The sequence below is a fragment of the Nonomuraea sp. B19D2 genome (genome assembly GCF_040137845.1).
Classification (GTDB): Bacteria; Actinomycetota; Actinomycetes; order Streptosporangiales; family Streptosporangiaceae; genus Nonomuraea.
In genome coordinates this window covers 1-14,418 of the sequence record NZ_JBEFAK010000013.1, presented here as the reverse complement: position 1 = coordinate 14,418, position 14,418 = coordinate 1, and the positions used below count along the sequence as shown (strand labels likewise).

11 protein-coding genes are annotated in these 14,418 nt (G+C 72.0%); 9 read left to right on the top strand and 2 right to left on the bottom strand.

The features are described 5' to 3' along the window. The first annotated feature begins 89 nt into the window (after positions 1 to 89). The 5 genes from ABN273_RS23955 to ABN273_RS23935 all read left to right on the top strand — a co-directional run bounded on the left by ABN273_RS23955 (position 90) and on the right by ABN273_RS23935 (position 5,941). A complete protein-coding gene (locus ABN273_RS23955) occupies positions 90 to 1,370 on the top strand; it encodes an ABC transporter substrate-binding protein (RefSeq protein WP_349451209.1) in 1,281 nt (426 codons plus the stop codon). Further along, positions 1,367 to 2,308 carry a carbohydrate ABC transporter permease gene (locus ABN273_RS23950; RefSeq protein ID WP_349451208.1) on the top strand — a complete coding sequence of 314 codons (942 nt, stop codon included), beginning with the start codon at positions 1,367 to 1,369 and terminating at the stop codon, positions 2,306 to 2,308. Before ABN273_RS23955 ends, ABN273_RS23950 begins: the two co-directional genes overlap by 4 nt. Next, complete coding sequence (locus tag ABN273_RS23945) at positions 2,305 to 3,126, top strand: carbohydrate ABC transporter permease (protein WP_349451207.1); 822 nt, start codon at positions 2,305 to 2,307, stop codon at positions 3,124 to 3,126. Before ABN273_RS23950 ends, ABN273_RS23945 begins: the two co-directional genes overlap by 4 nt. Positions 3,127 to 3,153: 27 nt before the next feature. After that, positions 3,154 to 4,668: a glycoside hydrolase family 43 protein gene (locus ABN273_RS23940; RefSeq protein WP_349451434.1), complete on the top strand. Its 1,515-nt coding sequence runs from the start codon at positions 3,154 to 3,156 to the stop codon at positions 4,666 to 4,668. Positions 4,669 to 4,747: 79 nt separating this feature from the next. Beyond that, positions 4,748 to 5,941 carry a cytochrome P450 gene (locus tag ABN273_RS23935; RefSeq protein WP_349451206.1) on the top strand — a complete coding sequence of 398 codons (1,194 nt, stop codon included), beginning with the start codon at positions 4,748 to 4,750 and terminating at the stop codon, positions 5,939 to 5,941. 109 nt (positions 5,942 to 6,050) lie between these two features. Here the strand turns inward: ABN273_RS23935 and ABN273_RS23930 are convergent, their stop codons facing one another. Then, entirely contained in the window at positions 6,051 to 9,542 is a 3,492-nt protein-coding gene (locus ABN273_RS23930; RefSeq protein ID WP_349451433.1) for a protein kinase domain-containing protein, read from the bottom strand. Positions 9,543 to 9,719: 177 nt separating this feature from the next. Between ABN273_RS23930 and ABN273_RS23925 the strand changes: the two genes are divergently transcribed. The 4 genes from ABN273_RS23925 to ABN273_RS23910 are packed head-to-tail and all read left to right on the top strand — an operon-like array spanning position 9,720 to position 14,165. Next, positions 9,720 to 10,997, top strand: coding sequence for a CoA transferase (locus ABN273_RS23925; RefSeq protein WP_349451205.1), 1,278 nt, complete (start codon positions 9,720 to 9,722; stop codon positions 10,995 to 10,997). A gap of 6 nt (positions 10,998 to 11,003) precedes the next feature. Then, complete coding sequence (fabG, locus tag ABN273_RS23920; RefSeq protein ID WP_349451204.1) at positions 11,004 to 11,744, top strand: 3-oxoacyl-ACP reductase FabG; 741 nt, start codon at positions 11,004 to 11,006, stop codon at positions 11,742 to 11,744. Next, positions 11,741 to 12,601 carry an HTD2 family dehydratase gene (locus ABN273_RS23915; RefSeq protein WP_349451202.1) on the top strand — a complete coding sequence of 287 codons (861 nt, stop codon included), beginning with the start codon at positions 11,741 to 11,743 and terminating at the stop codon, positions 12,599 to 12,601. Before fabG ends, ABN273_RS23915 begins: the two co-directional genes overlap by 4 nt. Further along, a complete protein-coding gene (locus tag ABN273_RS23910; protein ID WP_349451201.1) occupies positions 12,594 to 14,165 on the top strand; it encodes an acyl-CoA dehydrogenase family protein in 1,572 nt (523 codons plus the stop codon). The genes ABN273_RS23915 and ABN273_RS23910 overlap by 8 nt, the downstream gene beginning before the upstream one ends. Before the next feature lie 15 nt (positions 14,166 to 14,180). Here the strand turns inward: ABN273_RS23910 and ABN273_RS23905 are convergent. Next, positions 14,181 to 14,418 (bottom strand): ABC transporter permease (locus ABN273_RS23905; protein ID WP_349451200.1); only part of this gene is annotated, 238 nt, incomplete at its 5' end.

Genomic DNA, 14,418 nt, shown 5'->3' with positions numbered 1-14,418 from the left:
GCAAACCTGCTGTGGACACCCCCTCGAAGGAGACTCGTCGGCGCCCGCCACCGCGCTCCGCTCCTCACCCCCACCGGAAGAGAACAACCGTGAAGTTCCGTATCGCAACCCCTGCCGCGCTCCTCGCGGCCATCGCCCTGACCGCCACCGCCTGCGGAGGCGGCTCCGGCAGCACCCCGTCGCAGCCGTCGGGCGACGGCAAGTCGTTCGAGTTCTGGTCGTTCTCCGGGATCAACCAGAAGGCCTCGGTCGACGAGTACCAGAAGGCCAACCCGGGCGTGCAGGTGAAGCTCACCGAGGTGGGCGGCTCGACCGAGACGGCGCAGGCGCTGACGACGGCGCTGGCCGGTGGCAAGGTGCCCGACCTGGTGCTCATCCAGGGCGACGACCTGCCGAAGTTCGTGCAGCAGCCGCAGAACTTCTACGATCTGCGGCAGCTCGGCGCGGACAAGATGAAGGGCGACTACCTCGACTGGGTCATGAGCCAGAGCACCGCCAAGGACGGCACGATCATCGGCATCCCGACCGACGTGGGCGGCATGGCCGTCGCGTACCGGACGGACCTGTTCAAGGAGGCCGGGCTGCCGACCGACCGGGAGGAGGTCGGCAAGCTCTGGCCCACGTGGGACGCGTTCATCGAGACCGGCAAGAAGTACGTCGCCAAGACCGGCAAGGCGTTCATCGACAACGCCGAGACCAGCGTGTTCTACCAGGCGGTCAACCAGGGTCCGCAGAAGTACTACGACCCCTCGGGCAACGTCGTCTACAGCACCAGCCCGCAGGTCAAGACGGCCTTCGACCTGTCGCTCAAGGCCGTGCAGGCCGGGATCACCGCCAAGCAGACCTCGTTCACCGAGGGCTGGAGCGCGGGCATGGGCAAGGGGCAGTTCGCGGTGATCTCCGCGCCGTCGTGGCTGCTGGGCCAGATCCGCAGGAACGCCCCCGACACCAAGGGCAAGTGGGACATCGCCAAGATCCCCGGCGGAGCCGGCAACTGGGGCGGCAGCTACCTGGCCATCCCCAAGGGCGCCAAGAACGCCAAGGCCGCCTGGGACTACATCAGCAAGATGCAGTCGCCGCAGGGCCAGCTCGCGCACTTCGTGGACTCCGGCTCACTGCCCACGACCCCGTCGGTCTACCAGGACCCCAAGCTCACCGGGAAGAAGGACGAGTTCTTCTCCGACGCGCCGATCGGGAAGATCTACACCGAGTCGCTGCTCGGCCTCAAGCCGTTCTACATCGGCCCGGACAGCGCGGCCATCGGCCAGGAGTTCCTGAACGCCATCACCAGCGTCGAGCAGGGCAAGGGTGACCCCGCCAAGGCCTGGGACACGGCGCTGGCCAACATCAAGACGGCGATCGGCAAGTGACCGCGACACTCGAAAGGGTCGCGGGGACGCCCGCCCTCGCGACCCGGGTGCGGCAGAGCATGGGGGAGCGCATCGCCCCCTACGCCTACATCGCGCCGTTCTTCCTGATCTTCGCGGTGTTCGGGCTCGTCCCCCTGCTGTTCACGTTCTACGTGGCGCTGTTCGACTGGAACCCCATCGGCGAGCACGTCTTCGTCGGTTTCGACAACTTCACCCGCCTGTTCGGGGATGCCCGGTTCTCGAACGCCCTGTGGAACACCATCAGCATCTGGCTGCTGTCCACCGTGCCGCAGCTGGTGCTCGCGCTGGGCGTGGCGCACCTGCTCAACCACGCCCGGCTGCGGCTGGCGGTGTTCTTCCGGATGTCGATGCTGGTGCCGTACATCACCTCGGTGGCGGCCACCGCGATCGTCTTCGCCCAGATGTTCGACCGTGACTACGGCCTGCTCAACTGGCTGCTGGGCTTCGCAGGCATCGGGCCGATCGACTTCAAGCAGACGGTGTGGGGCAGCCACCTGCTGATCGCCGTCATGGTGACGTGGCGCTGGTTCGGCTACACGACGCTGCTCTACCTGGCCTCGTTGCAGGCGATCCCGCGGGCGATCTACGAGGCGGCGGCGGTGGACGGCGCGGGCGGGTGGAAGCAGTTCCGCCACATCTCCCTGCCGTCGCTGCGCCCGGTCATCGTCTTCACGATCGTGACCTCGACGATCGGCGGCCTGCAGATCTTCACCGAGCCGCTGCTGATGTCCCGCTCCGCGACCTGCGGGGCGGTCCGGCAGTGCCAGACGCTCACGATGTTCCTGTACGAGCAGGCTTTCGGCCAGTTCCAGTTCGGCTACGGCGCCGCCATCGGCGTGGCGCTGTTCGTCCTGATCATCGCGGTCGGCGCGCTCAACTACGTCCTGTCCACTCGCATCCGCCCGGGGAAGTCATGAACGATCGGATCCGCTGGTGGACCTACCTGCTGATCGGCCTGGCCACGCTCGCCTGCATCTTCCCGCTGTACTGGATGTTCGTGGTGGCCACCACCGACTCGGCGACCGCCACCCAGCTGCCGCCCGAGATCGTGCCAGGCGGCAACTTCTTCGAGCTGGCGGGGCTGGTGTTCTCGACCGTGCCGTTCGTGCGCTCGATCATCAACAGCCTGATCGTGGCCGGGACGATCGGCGTCGGGCACGCGATCCTCTGCTCGCTGGCCGGCTTCGCCTTCGCCAAGCTGCGCTTCCCGGGCCGGAACGTGCTGTTCCTGATCGTGGTGCTGACCATGACCGTGCCGACGCAGCTCGCGGTCATCCCGCAGTACATGATCATCTCCTCGCTGAACTGGGTGGACACGCTCCAGGCACTCATCGTCCCGGGTCTGGCCAGCGCGTTCGGCATCTTCTGGATGCGCCAGCACCTGTCCTCGACGATCAGCGACGAGATCCTGCAGGCCGCCCGCATCGACGGGGCGAACACCTGGCAGATCTACTGGCGCATCGCGTTCCCGCTGGTGCGGCCGGCCGCCTTCGTGCTCGGATTGCTCGGCTTCGTCAGCTCGTGGAACGACTTCCTGTGGCCGTTCATCGTGCTGAAGTCGCCCGAGATGTACACCGCGCAGATCGCCATCAAGGCGCTGCAGAACAGCTTGGACGTCGACCTCGGCCTGGCCATGTCCGGCTCGTTCCTGGCCACGCTGCCGCTGCTGGTGCTGTTCGTCTTCGTCGGCCGCCGCATGGTGGCCGGCATCATGGACGGCGCCTTCAAGGGCTGAACTCTCCGGAAAGGCCGCAACGTGCAGATGTACGACAACCCGGTCGTGCCCGGGTTCCACCCGGACCCCAGCGTGTGCCGGGTCGGCGAGGACTACTACCTCGTCTGCTCCAGCTTCGAGTACGTCCCCGGCGTCCCGATCTTCCACAGCCGGGACCTCGTGCACTGGCGCCAGATAGGCAATGTGCTCGACCGGCCCTCGCAGCTGAACCTGTCGGCGGACGTGCCCGCCTCGGGTGGCGTCTTCGCGCCGACGATCCGCCACCACGACGGCCGCTTCCACCTGATCACCACCAATGTGGGAGCGGGCGGCCACTTCGTCGTCACCGCCGAACGCCCCGAAGGCCCCTGGTCCGACCCCGTCTGGATCGACCTGCCCGGCGTCGACCCCGACCTGGCCTGGGACGAGGACGGCTCGTGCTGGTGCACCACCTCGGGCAACCAGGTGGCGCGCATCGACCCGGCCACCGGCAAGGTGCTGGAGGGGCCGTACCCGATCTGGTCGGGCACCGGCGGGAAATATCCGGAGGCGCCGCACCTCTACCAGGTGGACGGCTGGTGGTACCTGCTCATGTCCGAGGGCGGCACCGAGCGCTGCCACGCCGTGTCGATCGCCCGCGCCCGCTCGCCGCGCGGACCCTTCGAGCCCGGGCCGGTCAATCCCATCCTGACGCACCGCGGCACCGACCGGCCGATCCAGAGCACCGGCCACGCCGACCTCGTGCAGGCCGCCGACGGCACCTGGTGGATGGTCCTGCTCGGCACCCGCCCGCGCGGCTACACGCCGGAGTACCAGGTCCTCGGGCGGGAGACCTTCCTCGTCCCCGTGCGGTGGGAGGACGGCTGGCCCGTCGTGGGTCCGGTCGAGGAACGCCACCCCGCGCCCGCCGCCTGGCATCCCCTGCCGGCGGAGCCGTACCGCGACGACTTCGACGCCGGCGCGCTCGCGCCGTACTGGATCTCGCCGCGCAGCCGCCCCGACGGGTCCTGGTCGCTGGGCGAGCGGCCCGGCTGGCTGACCCTGCACGCCACCGGCCCGACCCTCGACCGCCCCGGCCACACCTTCGTGGGGCGCCGCCAGCAGCACCACGACTGCCGCGTCGCCGCCCGCCTCGATCCCGGAGCCGGCCCCGGAACTGGCACGGCCGGGCTGTCCGTGCGCCTGGACGAGGCCCACCACTACGACCTGGAGGTGAGCGAGGGCCGGGCGCGGGTGATCGCGCGCATCGGCCCGGTGCGCCAGTGCGTGGCCGAGCAGCCGGTCCCGCCTGGACCGCTCACCCTCACCCTCGACATCCGCACCCGCGACGTCCTGCCGCCCTCCGTCATCGAGCCGGCGGGCGAACAGACGGGCGAGCCGACGGGCGTCGGCGGCAGGGGGCCGGACACCATCGCCTTCTCCGCCGGCGGCGTCGTGCTGGCCTCGCTGGACGGCCGGTACCTGTCCACGGAGGTGGCGACCGGCTTCACGGGGCGGGTGATCGGCATGTACGTCACGGAGGGGAGTGCGGCCTTCGACTGGTTCGACTACCAGGGGAATTAAGGAGCTTGCCTTATTTGGGTGATCTTCTTAGGGTTGGCGGTGACTCGTCAACGACATTGGGGGCGCCATGTCTGAAACCATGCCCGATTACCCCTTCCCCCGGGCGACCGCTCTGGAGCCGCCGCAGGAGTGGGCCGAGTTGCAGGAGCGCTGTCCCGTGGCCCACGTACGGCTGCCCAGCGGCGACTCCGCCCAGCTGATGACCCGCTACGACGACGTCCGCTCAGTGCTCGCGGACACGCGTTTCCAGCGCGGCGGCGAGGGCGCCGCGCGGGTGTCCACGACGGAGGACGGCGGGATCTTCTCCCGTAACAGCACCACGAGATTGAGGGAGGGCGAGGACCACCTGCGCTGGCGGCGGCTGCTCAGCAAGTCCTTCACCATCCGCAAGATGGAGGCGTGGCGGCCCCGGGTGCAGCGGATGGCCGATGAGCTCGTGGACGACATGGTCAAGTCCGGCTCGCCGGCCAACCTGTCGGTCCAGCTGGGCCTGCCGCTGCCGGTGCGGGTCATCTGCGCCCTGGTCGGCGCCCCCAGCCAGGACCAGGACAAGTTCGCGCACTGGTCGCAGGTCATGCTGACGCTGACGCGCTACACGCAGGAGGAGGTGCTGAAGACGTACGAGGAGTTCGGCGCGTACGTCTCCGCCCTGGTTGAGGAGAAGCGGGCGGACCCCGGCGACGACCTGCTCAGCGAGCTGACCCAGATCTCCGACAGCGAGGACGGCAGGCTCAGCCACGAGGAGCTGATCACCACGGTGATGGCGCTGCTGCTGGCCGGGCACGAGACCACGTCCAACATGATCGCGATCATGGCGGCGATGCTGCTGTCGGAGCCGGAGCGCTACCAGGCGGTCATCGACGACCCCGGGCTCATCCCGGGCACCGTCGAGGAGGTCCTGCGGCTGGACACCACGCTCAGCGTGATCGGCTTCCCCCGCGTCGCCACCGAGGACAGCGAGTTCAGCGGCACCGTCGTGCCCGCGGGCGGCACCGTGATCCCGTGCCGGCCCGCGGCCAACCGGGACCCGCGCAAGTTCGACGACCCGGAACGGTTCGACCCGCGCCGCGAGAACGCCGGCCAGCACCTGGGCTTCGGCGCCGGCCCGCACTACTGCCTCGGCCAGCCGCTGGCCCGCCTGGAGCTGCAGGTGGTGCTCGGCACGCTCACCCGCCGGCTGCCCACCCTGCGCCTGCGCGACAGCGCCGGCGAACTGCGCCTGCGCACCGGGCTGCTGTCGGGCGGGCTCCAGGACGTCTGGGTCGCCTGGTGAGCTCGTGATGCCGGTGCAGGCCTCCGCCCGGCCAGAGCGGTACGGCTGGCCCTCGACCACGTCGGCCACGCGATCTTCGGCGTGTGACCCTTCGCCGTCGCCTCATGTCTCAGGGGCAGACCCTCCGGTATGGCACTCCCGTGATGTAATGCCCCCATTCGGCCGTGGTGAGCGGGCTCCCGGCCCGTGCGCACACGGCTGCCGCCACCTTGTCAGGTGCTACAGGTTGCTCGCGTACCGCACCCGTGCCGTCGAGGATCAGCACGCTCGACCCGTCGGCTGAGAACGTCAGCCCCGTGAGCCCCTCCAGGTTCCCGTCCCGCAACATGCCCAGGCTCGTCCCGGCCGTGAGGTCGAAGAGCTGCACCCGCCCGCCCTGCGTGCCGATCGCGATCACGTCCTCGCGCGGCGATCTGGCGGCCACGTCGCCGCCGTTGAGCTCGCCCCGCGCGACCGGCCCGACCGGGCGCCGGGTGGCGGCGTCGTACACGGTCACCCGGCCGCGCGTGTCGGCGATCGCCACCGACCTGCTGTCGCGGGTGAACACGACGTCCGTCACGGTCGTGCCCCGCCCGGTCCCTCCGAACGGGGATCCGAGACTCTTGCCGGACGCGGAGTCGAAGAGCCGTTGAGCGTCGGCCGCCACCGCCAGCGTCCGGCCGTCGGGGGAGAACTCCACGTCGCGCACCCCCTCCACGCCCGCCTTCCACACCAGACGGCGGCTCCTCCAGTCCCACACCGTCACCGCACCCCGCTCGGACGCGGCGGCGAGCCTCGTGCCGTCGGGGTTGAAGGCCAGGAACTGTGGGGCGGCGGGCTGCGCGTACTTCCACGTCGCCACCGCCCGCCGCGTGGCCACGTCGAGCACGGTGATGCTCTCGCTCCCGCCCACGGCGGCCAGCCGACCGTCGCCGCTGAAGGCCGCGCCCTCGATCCCGTCGCTGTCCGGCCTCTTCAGCACGGCCCCGCCGAGCGCGCGCCGCGGATCGCCCAGCAGCACTGTGGTGAGGTCCTCGCCCGCCAGGAGCTGCCGCGCGCCGGGGCCGAGCCTGGCCCACGCCCACGACACCGCCGTCTTCGGCGCGCGGGTCGCCAGGTCGCTGAGGTCCACCGTGAAGACGCGGTCCTCGTTCAGGTAACGCAGCGTCCCGCCGTCGAAGGCGGCCTGCGGGAACGGCGCGGTGTCGAACTCGGAGCCGCTGGTCAGGGGCAGCGTCGTGAGGTGCTCGCCGTCGCCGCGCCACACCTGGATGCCCGTCCAGGTCATGGAGGCGAGCAGGTGCCCGTCATGGCTGAAGATCACCTCGCCGCGGTTCCAGACATTGGGACCGTCCTGTCCGAGCGCGCCGCTGCGGCCGTCGGCCAGCGAGGTCTCCTGCAGGCCTCTGCGCAGCGGCTCCAGCAGCGAACGCCCGTCAGGAGAGACCGCGACCGGCCGCCCACACGTGGCACAGCGGTCCGCGTACGGGCGCATGCCTGTCACGGCGAGCCCGGGTAGGCTGAGCCGTTCGACCCGCCCCCCGCTTTCGGCGTAGACGGCATCACCGGACGGCGTCATGGGGCCGAGCCCCTTCGCGGTCCTGATCCGGCGTCCGGTCTTCAGGTCCCACAGATGGTAGACGCCGTCGATGAGGAACACCGGGTACCTGTCGACTGTCCCGTACCGCACGTTGACCGGCACGTCCTGGCCGGCCCGGTGTGCCCAGGAGCCGATCACCTGGCCGGTGCGCAGGTTCCACACGCGAGCCTGCCGCTCGGTGGCCACCAGCACCTCGCGGCCGCTGGGCGAGAGCGCGGCGGCCAGCACCCCCTCGCCTGCCAGGCCCAGCTTGGCGATCCCGCCCGCCCGCCTGCCGGTGCGCACGTCCCAGAGCCGCACGGCGTCGTCGCTCACGCTCGCCAGCGTCCGCCCGTCCCGGCCCAGCACCCGCACGACGTCGCCGGAGGCGGCGGGGTCCTTGAACATCGCCACCTCGCGCTGCGCCAGCGCGGCCGTCAGCGCCGCGCGCGTCTGCGGCGTCCCGTGCAGGCGCCAGGCCGCCACGCTGAGCAGCATCGCCGCGCGCGGGTCGCTCTGCCGCAAGGTGTCCGCGAGCTGCGCCAGCCGCGCCGCCTCGGCCTGGTCGCGCTGCGCCGCGATCCGGCCGGCCCGCTCGTCGGCCAGCCTGCCCTGCTGCACGGCCAGGCCGGCGGCGACCAGCGCGATCACCAGCAGGCCGGCCAGACTGACCGCGAGCAGGCGGTTGCGCCTGGCCCGGCGCCTGGTCAGCGCCGCGCTGGCCGCCAGGAAGTCCCGCTCGGCCGGTGACAGCGTGATGTTCCGGCGCGCGGTGGCCGCCCACTGCAACGCGTTCTCCAGACTGATGCCCTGGAGCAGGGCGCCGTCCCTGCGCCCGGCCCGCTCCCACCGCCTCGCCCCGGCGAGGATCTCCTTGTGCACGGGCAGGCCGTCCCTGTTGGCCTCCACCCACCGCCGGAACCTGGGCCAGGCGTGCGGCAGCGCGGGACGCAGCAGCCAGACCGCCTCCTCCTCGCGGCCCAGCAGGTACCCGAACACCTGCAGGATCCGGGTGATCGACGCCACGTCGGGCAGTGCCCTGCCCTCCACCAGCTCGGACACGGAGGCCCGGCGGACCGACAGGCGGCCCTGCTCGTCCACGGTGACCAGCCGCAGGAAGACCTCCGCCGCCAGCTCCTGCTCCTCGGTGCTGAGCAGCCCGTACGCGTCCTCGGCCAGCGTCCCCAGCGCCGGGTCGTCGGCGGCCACGCCGATGTGCGCGGCCTCCCTGCCGCCCTGGGCGAGCAGCTGCTCGGTCTCGGCCCGCGCGTCGCCGCTGACGAGGGAGAGCAGGAGCTGCCGGGCGGTCGGCCGCTCCAGCGGCTCCTTGGCCAGGGCGGCGGCCACCAGCACGCGCAGCGAGGCCGGCAGGACGCTCAGATCTGGATTGTCGGACAGCACCCGGTGCATCACCCCGCCGAGGCTCTCGGCGTGGAACGGGTCCTCGCCGGTGGCCGCGTACAGCACGATCCCGCCCCACGCGAACACGTCGGCCGGCATCCCGGCCCGGTGCCCGCCGAACACCTCGGGCGCCATGTACGTGGGCGTGCCCGTGACCAGGCCGGTCGCGGTCAGTGACATCTCCGCGGTCCTGGCGACGCCGAAGTCGATCACGCGCGGGCCGTCGGGGCCGAGCAGGACATTGTCCGGTTTCATGTCGCGGTGGATCACTTCGGCGTCGTGGATCGCGGTCAGCGCCGTCGCCACGGCCGTCGCGAGCCGGTGCAGGTCCCCGCCGGTGAAGCGCCGCCCGCCGGCGACGGCCCGGCGCAGGCTGGGGCCTTCGACGTACTCGCTGACGATGTACGGCCTGGGCCCGTCCAGACGCGCCTCGATCACCGGCGCCGTGCAGAACTCCGCGACCCGCTGCGCCGCGGCCGCCTCTCTGGCCAGCTGGGACGCCTGGTCCCCGTGCAGCACCTTGACGGCCACGCGCCTGCCGTCCTCGGCGTACGCCTCGTACACCACGCCCTGACCGCCCGCCCCCAGCCGCCCGGCCAGCCAGTAGCCGCCGAGCCGCTGGGGGTCCCCGTCGATCAACATGTCCACGGCCTATTGGATGCAGGCTGCTCCCCGAAGGTTCTGGCACTCATGGCGGACGGCCTGGCCTGAGTCCCGGGTACGGGTGGATCATGGCGTTCATCCGACCACGCCAGGAGACCCGAAAGTGGAAGCGTTCAGTGAAGGGCTCGCCGCCGTCGGCGGCGAGGGTGCGGGCCGATGACGGACAGCCCCGCTCCGCCCCGCTCGCGGCCGCTGCGCGGCATGCGCGTCATCGAGATCTCGACGTACGTGGCCACCCCGTTGAGCGGGATGACGCTGGCGCAGCTGGGCGCCGACGTGATCCGGATCGAGCCGATCGGCGGCGCCCCCGACCGCACCCGCCGGCCACTGGCCGAGAGCGGGACGAGCCTGTACTGGTCGGGGCTCAACAAGGGCAAACGCGCCATCGAGGTGGACCTGTCGTCCGGGCAGGGCCGCCGGCTCGTCGCCGACCTGGTCGTCAGCGGCGGGCGGCGCGGCGGGATCGTGGTCAGCAACTCGGAGCGGCACCCGGAGCTGTCCTTCGGGGCGTTGCGCGAGCGCCGCCCCGACGTGATCCACGTGCTGCTCACCGGCCGCAGGAACGGCGAGACCGCGGTGGACTACACCGTCCAGGCGGCCACCGGCTTCCCCCAGCTGACCGGCCCGGAGGAGGCGGCGCAGCCGGTGAACAACGTGGTGCCCGCCTGGGACCTGGCCGCCGGACTCTACCTGGCGGTCGGGCTGCTGGCCGCGGAGCGGCACCGCCTGCTGACGGGCGAGGGGCAGCAGGTGCGGGTGGCGCTGGAGGACGTCGCCCTGGCGACCGCCGGAAACCTCGGCTACCTCGCCGAGGCGCAGCTGAGCGGCATTCCGCGCGAGCGCTGCGGCAACTACGTCTACGGCACGTTCGGCCGCGACTTCACCACTGCCGACGGCGGGCGGCTGATGGTCGTGGCGCTCACCGCCCGGCACTGGCGGGACCTCCTCGCCGCGACCGGCCTCACCGATGTGGTCTCCGCGTTGGCCGCCGCGCTCGGGGTGGACTTCGGCGATGAGGCGGAGCGCTACCGGCACCGCAAGCTGCTCGGCGACCTGCTCGCGGGCTGGTTCGGGACGCGTACCCGCGCCGAGGCCGAGTCGGCCCTGCGCGCCACCCGCGTGCTGTGGTCGGCGTACCGGAGCTTCACCGAGCTGGCCGCCCTGCTGCCCGGGAACCCGCTGATGGGCAAGGTCACGCAGCCCGGGGTCGGCGAGCACTGGGCGCCCGGATCGCCCGTGGTGATGGACGGCGAGCAGGCGCTGCCCGAGGCGTCGCCGCTGGTCGGCGAGCACACCGGCGAGGTGCTCCGGGCCGAGCTGGGGCTGTCCGCCGCGCAGCTCGCGACGCTGAGCGAGGACGGCGTCATCCGGGACGCGGGCGGGCATCAACCCGATCGCGCGGAACACCGTGCAGAGACGAACGAGAGAAGCTGATCATTCATGACGCTACTGGCCGGCAAGACCGCGGTCGTCACCGGCGGCGCCCAGGGCATCGGCCTGGCCATCGCGGAGGTCTTCGTCAAGGAAGGCGCGAAGGTCGTACTCGGCGACCTGAACCTGGACGCCGCGGAGGCGGCGGCCAAGGAGCTCGGTGGCCCCGCGACGGCCCGGGCGGTGCGCTGCGACGTCACGAGTGCCTCCGACGTGGACGCCCTGATCGCGACCGCTCTGGAGGCCTTCGGCTCGCTGGACGTCATGGTCAACAACGCCGGGATCACCCGCGACGCGACGATGCGGACGATGACCGAGGAGCAGTTCGACCAGGTCGTCGACGTACACCTCAAGGGCACCTGGAACGGCACGCGCAAGGCGGCCGCGATCATGCGTGAGCAGAAGAGCGGCGCGGTCGTGAACATCTCCTCGCTGTCGGGGAAGGTCGGCATGGTGGGCCAGACCAACTACTCCGCCGCCAAGGCCGGGATCGTCGGACTGTCCAAGGCCGCCGCCAAGGAGCTGGCGCACCACGGCGTGCGGGTCAACGTCATCCAGCCGGGCCTGATCCGTACGGCCATGACCGAGGCGATGCCCCAGAAGGCGTGGGACGAGAAGATGGCGGAGATCCCGATGCGGCGCGCAGGCGAGGCGCACGAGGTCGCCAGCGTCGCGCTGTTCCTGGCCTCCGGCCTGTCCTCCTACATGACGGGCACGGTGCTGGAAGTGACCGGCGGACGGTTCATGTGAGCTGGGAACCGCACACCGTCACCACGACGGAGACGCTCGCCCCCCATCCCGTCGCGGCGCTGTCGGCCCTGTTCGACGACGGCGCGCCCGCGGCCGGCCCTGGAGACGCCCTGCCGCCGCTGTGGCACTGGCTCGCGCTGGCCCGCTGGCCGCTCTCGTCCGCGCTCGGCGTGGACGGCCATCCGGCGCGCGGGTCGTTCCTGCCTCCGGTGGAGCTGCCGCGGCGGATGTTCGCGGGCGGCGAGGTCATCTTCCACGCCCCGCTCACGGTGGGGAGCACGGTACGCCGCGAATCGTACGTCGAGTCGGTCGCGGAGAAGCGGGGGCGGTCCGGCAAGCTGGTCGTCGTGGTCGTCGCCACCACCCTGTACGACGAGAGCGGCCGGCTCGCGATCGAGGAGCGGCAGGACCTCCTCTACCGCGACTCCGGAGCCGTCTCGCCCGCGGCGGAGCCGGCCGTCCTTGACCCGGCCGGCGCACCCCTGACCCGGGCCGGGGAGTGGGCCTGGAATCTCGCCACTGACCCGACGCTGTTGATGCGGTTCAGCGCGGCGACGTGCAACCCGCACCGCATCCACTACGACTGGCCGTACGCCACCCGCGTCGAGGGCTATCCCGGCCTGGTGGTGCACGGGCCGCTGATGACGCTCGCCCTGGCGGAGGTGCTGCGCCTGGAGGGGCATGCCGGCCGGGTCCGGCGCATGCGCCACAGGAACCGCCGGCCCCTGTTCTGCGGCCGGCCCGCGCTGCTGCGGCGCATCGAGGACGCCGGGCGGCTCACCCTGGGCGTGTTCGGCCCGGATCCCGAGCCCCACAGCACCTTGAGGATCGAGCACGAAGGGACCGGCCATGGGTGACGCGGCCTCCCGGGCGCGGGCCGTCGTCGACGTGCTGCGCTCCGTCGTCGCCGGGGCGGCGGCGCGCATCGCGCCGGCCGGCCGGGACATTGATCGGGACCTTGACCGGGACCAGGCCGTCGCGTACGACGTGGCGTCGATCTCGTCGGCGGTCGCCGCGGCCGGCGAGCTCATCGAGCACGACGCGGACCTGGCGCTGCTGTACGCCGCCGACGTCGCCGCGGACCTGGCCGGCCGGATGACCGGCAGGGAGTCCCAGTGGGGCGTGGCCAGGACGGCACTCGACGGCATCGAGGCGGACCTCGCCGCCGGACGCGACCCGGCCTTCCTGGAACGCGTGGCCGAGCGGGTCATGGCCACCCGCGAGGCGGGGCCGTGTCACCTGTCCGACGAGCTGCGGCTGGTCCGCTCCGCCTTCCGCGAGTTCGCCGAGGACCGGGTGGCCCCGGTCGCGGACCGGATCCACCGCGACGACGAGGACATCCCGGCCGGCATCATCGACGGGCTCGCGGACATGGGCTGCTTCGGGCTGTCCATCCCGGCCGCGTACGGCGGCGGCGCCGAAGGCGGCGAGCTGCTCAGCATGGTCGTGGTCACCGAGGAGCTGTCCCGCGCCTCGCTCGGCGCCGCCGGCTCGCTCATCACCCGCCCCGAGATCATCGCCACTGCGATCGCCCGGGGCGGCACCGAGGAGCAGAAGCGGCGCTGGTTGCCGTTGATCGCCTCGGGGGAGCGGCTCTGCGCGGTCGCGGTGACCGAGCCCGACCACGGCTCCGACGTCGCCGAGATCACCACCAGCGCGGTCAGGGACGGCGGCGAATGGGTGCTGGACGGCGTCAAGACCTGGTGCACCTTCGCCGGTCGCGCGCACTACCTCCTGGTCCTGGCCCGCACCGATCCGTCCGGTCACCGGGGCCTGTCGCTCTTCGTGGTCGAGAAGCCGTCCTTCACCGGTCACGAATGGCGACTCACCCAGGAGGGCGGCGGAGCCGTCGAGGGGCGGGCGATCCGTACGCTCGGCTACCGGGGCATGCACTCGTTCGAGGTCCGCTTCGACCGCTGGCGCGTCCCGGCGGCCGGCCTGATCGGCCTGGACGAGGGCCTCGGCCGCGGGTTCTACCTGCAGATGCGGGCGTTCGCCAACGCGCGGCTGCAGACCGCCGCCCGGGCCGTCGGGGTCATGCAGGCGGCGTTCGAGCTCGCCGTCGACTACGCGCGGCAGCGGCCGGTCTTCGGCCGCCCGCTCGCCGGCTACCAGCTGACCCGCGCCAAGATCGCCAGGATGGCCGCGTGGATCGCCGCGTGCCGTGCCTTCGCGTACGCGGCGGCCCGCGCCGTGGCGGCCGGCGACGGCCAGCTGGAGGCCGCGCAGGTGAAGCAGCTCGCCTGCCGGGCGGCCGAATGGGTCACCAGGGAGGCGCAGCAGCTGCACGGCGGCTACGGGTACGCGGAGGAGTACAGCATCTCGCGGCTGTTCGTCGACGCCCGGGTGCTGTCCATCTTCGAGGGCGCCGACGAGGTGCTCGCCCTGCGCGTCATCGCCCGCCGGCTGGCGAAGCCCTGAACCGCCGCCGCGCCGTCAGGTGCTCAGCGCCACGGTCGGGGGGACGCGGGCCGCGCGGAGCGCCGGATAGATGCCGGCCAGCGCGCCGATCACCACCGTGATGCCCAACCCGCCGCCCAGCGCCCACAGCGGGACCACCGTCGGCAGCCCGTTGAGCTGGGCATAGACGAACGTGGCCAGCGCCCCGAGCAGCACCCCCGCCCCGCCGCCGAAGGCCGACAGCAGCAGCGCCTCGACCAGGAACTGGTTGCGC

What these genes read in the sequence shown, in the direction of transcription:
- fabG (WP_349451204.1), top strand. Translation starts at nt 11,004, where the DNA reads ATGACGCTACTGGCCGGCAAGACCGCGGTCGTCACCGGCGGCGCCCAG.
- ABN273_RS23945 (WP_349451207.1), top strand. Translation starts at nt 2,305, where the DNA reads ATGAACGATCGGATCCGCTGGTGGACCTACCTGCTGATCGGCCTGGCC.
- ABN273_RS23925 (WP_349451205.1), top strand. Translation starts at nt 9,720, where the DNA reads ATGACGGACAGCCCCGCTCCGCCCCGCTCGCGGCCGCTGCGCGGCATG.
- ABN273_RS23940 (WP_349451434.1), top strand. Translation starts at nt 3,154, where the DNA reads ATGTACGACAACCCGGTCGTGCCCGGGTTCCACCCGGACCCCAGCGTG.
- ABN273_RS23910 (WP_349451201.1), top strand. Translation starts at nt 12,594, where the DNA reads ATGGGTGACGCGGCCTCCCGGGCGCGGGCCGTCGTCGACGTGCTGCGC.
- ABN273_RS23930 (WP_349451433.1), bottom strand. Translation starts at nt 9,542, where the DNA reads ATGTTGATCGACGGGGACCCCCAGCGGCTCGGCGGCTACTGGCTGGCC.
- ABN273_RS23935 (WP_349451206.1), top strand. Translation starts at nt 4,748, where the DNA reads ATGCCCGATTACCCCTTCCCCCGGGCGACCGCTCTGGAGCCGCCGCAG.